The sequence below is a fragment of the Streptomyces pseudogriseolus genome (genome assembly GCA_002154585.1).
GTDB lineage: Bacteria > Actinomycetota > Actinomycetes > Streptomycetales > Streptomycetaceae > Streptomyces > Streptomyces pseudogriseolus.
This window is the reverse complement of sequence record MUNG01000504.1, coordinates 1-5,660: the sequence shown is the minus strand read 5'-3', so window position 1 is coordinate 5,660 and position 5,660 is coordinate 1. Positions and strand designations below refer to the sequence as shown.

Annotated in this window: 3 protein-coding genes; 1 reads left to right on the top strand and 2 read right to left on the bottom strand. The window is 77.5% G+C overall.

What is annotated here, in order from left to right:
- Positions 1 to 920: ABC transporter ATP-binding protein (locus CCN29_RS31865; protein WP_086686011.1), on the top strand; the 920-nt coding region annotated here is incomplete at its 5' end.
- Between the two features lie 25 nt (positions 921 to 945).
- Here the strand turns inward: CCN29_RS31865 and CCN29_RS31860 are convergent.
- Both CCN29_RS31860 and CCN29_RS31855 read right to left on the bottom strand, forming a co-directional pair.
- Positions 946 to 1,941, bottom strand: coding sequence for a bifunctional riboflavin kinase/FAD synthetase (locus tag CCN29_RS31860; RefSeq protein WP_006130369.1), 996 nt, complete (start codon positions 1,939 to 1,941; stop codon positions 946 to 948).
- Positions 1,942 to 2,082: 141 nt separating this feature from the next.
- On the bottom strand, positions 2,083 to 5,660 hold a 3,578-nt coding region (locus CCN29_RS31855; protein WP_086686009.1), incomplete at its 5' end, for a trypsin-like peptidase domain-containing protein.

The following is a 5,660-nucleotide window of genomic DNA, read 5'->3' as shown; positions in this document are numbered from 1 at the left end:
GCGCACCCGACGCCCGGGCCGTGGACGGGGTCGACCTCGCCATCCGGCCCGGCGAGATCGTCGCCCTCGTCGGTGAGTCCGGGTGCGGCAAGACCACGCTGGCCCGCGCCCTGCTCGGCCTGGTCAGGCCGACCGCCGGGAGCGTCACCTTCGACGGGCGGCCCCTGGAGTACTCCGGCCGCTCCCTGAAGGCGTACCGCAAGCGGGTGCAGCTGGTACTCCAGGACCCGAGCGGCTCGCTCAACCCCCGGCACACCGTGTACGACGCCGTGGCCGAGGGACTGCGCGTCCACCGGCACCGCGGCGACGAACAGGCGGCGGTGGCCGAGGCGTTGTCACGGGCCGGGCTGCGGCCGCCGGAGCGCTTCTTCCTGCGCCGTCCGCACGAGCTGTCCGGCGGTCAGCGCCAGCGGGTGGTGATCGCGGGCGCGCTGGTGCTGGAGCCCGAACTCCTCGTCGCCGACGAGCCGGTGGCCTCCCTGGACGCGTCCGTACGCGGCGAGATCCTGGCGCTGCTGCTGCGCCTGCGCGACGAACTGGGCCTGTCCGCGCTGGTCGTCACGCACGATCTGGGGCTGGCCTGGAACATCGCCGACCGGGTGGCGGTGATGTATCTGGGCCGGATCGTGGAGACCGGGCCGGTGGAGCAGGTGCTGACCGCTCCCCGGCACCCCTACACGCGGGCGCTGCTGTCGGTGCTCCCGGACGCTCCGGGCGACCCCGTGGTCCTCACCGGCGAACCGCCGGACCCGTCCCGCGTCCCGTCCGGCTGCCGTTTCCACGCGCGCTGCCAGGTGCTGGCGAGCGGGGAGGCGGAACGGGCCGGGGTGGCGCGGGCGTGCCGGACCCGGGACCCGGGGATCCTGCCCGGCGACGGCACCGCGGGGGTGGCGTGCCACTGGGCGACGGCGGCACGCTGACCCCCGGGGGGCAAGCTCAGGCCCGTCAGGCGTCCTTGTCCTGCCCGGCGCCCTCGTCCTCCTCGGCCGCCTTCTGCTCGGCGGCCGCGACCAGCTCCTTGCACCGCTCGACGTCCCGCGCCATCTGCACCAGCAGGTCGTCCAGCGTGTCGAACTTCGCCTGGCCGCGCACGAACGCCAGGAAGTCCACGGCGACATGCAGCCCGTACAGGTCGAGGCCGACGCGGTCGACGGCGTACGCCTCGACGGTCCGCTCGGTGCCGTCGAACTGCGGGTTGGTGCCGACGGAGATCGCCGCGGGCATCGCCTCGCCCTGCGCGTGCAGCCAGCCCGCGTACACCCCGTCGGCGGGGATCGCGGTGTGCGGGAGCGTCTCGACGTTGGCCGTGGGGAAGCCGAGGTCGCGGCCGCGCTGGGCGCCGCGGACGACGATGCCCTCCACGCGGTGCGGGCGGCCGAGGATCTCGGCGGCGCCCTCGACCTGGCCCTCGGCGACCAGCCGGCGGGTGAGGGTGGAGGAGAACGGCTCGCCGCCGCCCGCCTCCCCGGACACGTACAGGTCGACGACCTCGACCTCGAAGTCGTACACCTCGCCCTGCTCGGCGAGGAACGCCACGGTGCCCGCGGCCTTGTGGCCGAAGCGGAAGTTGGGGCCCTCGACGACAGCCTTCGCGTGCAGTTTGTCGACCAGCACCTTGACCACGAAGTCGGCCGGCGACAGCTTCGAGAACTCGGTGGTGAACGGCAGGACCAGCACCGCGTCCACGCCCAGCTCGGCCATGAGTTCCGCGCGCCGGTGGTGCGGGGCGAGCAGCGGCGGGTGGCTGCCGGGGCGGACCACCTCGCTGGGGTGCGGGTCGAAGGTGACGACGACCGCGGGGACGCCGAGCGCGCGGGCGCGGTCCACGGCGTGCCGGATGATCAGCTGGTGGCCGCGGTGCACTCCGTCGTAGGAGCCGATGGTGACGACGCTGCGCCCCCAGTCGTGGGGGATGTCCTCCAAGCCACGCCAGCGCTGCACTGTGACTGCTCCTTGTCGAAACCTTGTCGGACGAACCCGAGTCCGTGGACTTCTCTGCGCAGCTCTAAGAGTGCCATGCCGGGTGCGTCCGGCTCGCATCGGCATGGGGGCTGTGTGACGACGTGCACGCGCCGGGTGGCCTCAGACGGGGACGGCCGCGCCCGTCAGCTCGTCGATCACCGCCCGGGTGGCGGGTCCGACGAGCGGTCCCCACACGTGCGGGGCGTCCGCGAGCCAGCCGGCCACGGCCGCCGCGAGGCCCGGTACCCGGCGGACCAGCTCGGCGAGGGTGCGGTCGAGGCGTACGGCGCCCTCGGGGGTGCGGACCAGCAGCAGTGCCGTGCGGTGGACGAGCACCCGCAGCTCGGGTCCGGTGGTGCGGGCGGCGGCGCACAGCACCGCGTCCAGTACCCCGGGGTCGGTCTCCTGGGCGAGCAGCGTGTCGAGCAGGCCGCGGCGCAGGGGACGGGAGGCGGAGGTGCCGGGCGCGGCGAGGACACCGGCGAGGGCCGACCGCATGGGGCGCGGGCCGTCGTCGAGCAGGTCGGTGAGGAGCAGGCGCAGCACCGCGCGGGCGGCGGGGCCGTACTCGAGGCGGCGGTCGGCGTACCCGGACACGCAGCCGGTCAGCTCGGGCCGCAGGGCCGCCGCGTCCCGGACGAGGGCGGCGACCGGCCGGGCCAGGGCGGGCGTGGTGGCGTCGGCGAGGGCGCGGAAGGTGTCGTCCGGGTCGGTGCCCTGGGTGAGCCGGGTGCGGAAGGCGTCGAGGACGGGTTCCGGGTGGGTCGTCAGGGCGTCGGAGAGCGCGTCCGGCGGGAAGCCCGGGTCGCCGGCCGCGAAGCGCTCCAGGGCGCGCGCGAGGTGGCGGCCCCTGCTGTCCGGGTCGCGGACCAGGAGGGCGAGGGCGCCGCCGTGCAGCGCGCGGTCGGCGGTGCGCACCAGGACGGCGAGGGCGGCGTACCGCAGCAGGGTACGGTCGCCGAGGTCACGGGCGTACGGCGCGACCCGCAGGCCGTGGGTGACGGCCGCGGCCCGGCGCGCGGGGCGCGGGTCCTCGGCCCAGCGGTCGACGGCACGGCACAGGGCGCTCGGCTCCTCCTCGGCGAGCACGGCGAGGAGTTCGTCGGCGCGCCGGTTCGGGCTGTCGGCGAGCGCCTCGGTCAGCGCGTCGGGCGCGGCGTGGCGGTGGGTGTGCAGCAGGGCCTGCGCGGCGGTCGCCACGGTGGCGTGCGGGGTGGCCGGCAGGGGCCGCTCGTCGTCGAACCAGCGGATCAGGTACGGCAGGACGGTCGCGGGGTCGGCGGTGAGCAGTCCGGCGACGGCGTCGAGGAAGCGGGGGCCGCTCTCGCACGGGGGTCCGTCGGCGAGCACCAGGCGGCGCAGCAGGGCGCAGCGGGCCTCCACGGGCAGCCGCAGCCGGGTCCAGAAGGCGGGGCCCAGCTCGGGCGGGACGGTCCGCCGCTGCTCCCGCCAGGCCACCACGCGGTCGGCGAGCAGCCGCAACACGTCCGTGTACGGGCCGGTGTCGGGGACGCGGGTGAGGGCGCCGGTGAGCAGGCGGGAGGCCCACCAGGAGCCGGGGTCGGCGTCCAGGGCGTGCGTCAGGTCCGCCAGGCGGGACGCGAGCCGGGCGGGGCCGTGCCAGCGTGCGAGACACAGCAGGGCCTCGACGACGGGGCCGATGCGGTGGCGCGGCACGGGGTCGGTGTCACCACCGGTGCCGTCGGCGGGGGCGGGGGCGTGCACCAGGGTGTGCAGGGCGCCGTCCAGGTCGAGGTGGGCGCCCTGGAGCCAGTCGGCGAGCTCCTCGTGCCCGAACCGGTACCCGTCCCCGGCCGGGACGAGCAGCCCTTCGGCGAGCACGGCGTCCGCCCATCCGAGGGCTGTGCCCCCGGGCCCCTCCGGCACGGCGTCCGCCCATCCCGAGACAGCGCCACGCGGTGCCACACCACCGGGCCCCTCCGGCACGGCGTCCGCCCGACCGACGACCCGACCACCCGAAGCCACGCCACCGACCCCGTCCGACGCGGCGTCCGCCCGCCCGACGGCCGAACCACCCGAAACCGTAGGGCCGGGCGCCTCCAAGGCGGTGCCGGCGCCCGCCGCGGGGAACAGTTCCTCGAACGACGCGCGGTCCAGCGCCCCGTCCTCCGTGCCGAGGCAGCGGCGGGCCGCCTCGTGCGCCTTCCCGGCGGCCCGGGCGGCCAGCCTGCGTACGGCCGTGCCGCGGGCGCCGAGCCCTCCGGCGAGGCGCTGGGCGATCCGCAGGCAGGTCAGGTCCAGGTGGGCGGCGAACACGTCGTCGCGGTCGACGGGACCGTCGGGCGGCGCCGCGGCGACGCCGGAGCGGACCTCGGCGAGCAGCCGCAGGGTCAGCGGGTGGGCCGCGTCGGCGTCGGTGACGGCGCCCTCGGGGATGCCGTACCGGCCGCGGGCCTCGCGGGCCTCGTCGGCGGTGAGGTCGCCGAGGACCACGCACGGCGGGAGGCCGCCGGGACCGGTGCCGGCGGGGTGCCGGAGGGCATAGGACCGGCCGGTCTCCTCCCAGTGCTCGGCGCCGCAGGACACCACGAGGCGGGTGCCCGTGGCGCGCAGCCAGCGCGCGGTCTGCTCGGTCCAGGCGGCGCGGCGCCGGTGCAGGCCGGGCGGCGCCTGCTCGGGGTCGTCGAGGAGGAGCAGCAGGGGGCGGCCGGCGGTGCGGGCGAGCGCGGCGAGACGCTCGGGCGCGAGGTCGCCGGGGTCCTGCGGCGGGAACGGCAGGCTCGCGGTCACGTCGGCGGCGGCCCGCTCCAGGGCGCGGCGGGCGGCGTCGGCGACCGAGGCGTCGTCCTCGCGCAGGTCGGCCCCGCGCAGCCACAGGGTGGGCAGGCCCTCGCGGTGGCGACGGGCGGCGAGGGCGGCGAGTTCGGTGCTGCGGCCGCTGCCGGGCGGCCCGACGAGGCCGAGCACGGGGGTCTCGCCCCGCTCGAAGGCGTACAGCTCGGCGCGGGGGCCGGTTCTCTCGACGGGCTCGACCGGCTCCACGGTCCCCCGCGGGCCGTGGCGAGCCACCGAAGCGGTGGTGAGCCCGACCAGTCCCGCGAGGTTGAGGTCGGTCCCGTACGCGGGGACCGTGGCCGCGTTCTCCATGAGCAGCGCGGCGAGGGCGGGGACGGTGGGGCGCAGGGGGACGGCGAAGCCGACGTCGGAGGCGGCGGTGCGCAGCGCGGTGCCGAGGACGCCGACGACGGTGCCGGTGGCGGGGTCCAGCACGGGGCCGCCGGCCGCTCCGCCGCCGAGCCGCAGCGCGTCCCGGCCGGCGGTGCCGACGGCCAGCTCCAGGGCGCCGGGGACCTGGTGGGCGCGGTCGGTGGCGGTGTACGTGACCGTGGTCGTGCCCAGGATCCGCGCCTCGCGCCAGCCGCCGGCGGGGATCCGCACGTACGCGCCGGTCGCCACGGTGTCCCGCGACGTGACCGGGAGTGGCGCGACGCCGAGGTCGCCGCCGCGCACCAGGGCCAGGCCGAGGGCGGGCAGGGGGGTGACGGCGTCGGCGGTCACGATGCTGTGGCGGCCCTGCGCGCCGTGCAGGACGAGGCGGGGCAGGGCGTCGACGGCCTCGTGGCTGGTGATCACGGTGCCGTGCCGGTCGGCCACGAAGCCGGTGCCGCGGGGGCGGCCGGCCAGGTCGTGGAGGGCGATCAGGCCGGGGTCCGCAGGGAATTCCGGGGCGGGGGCCG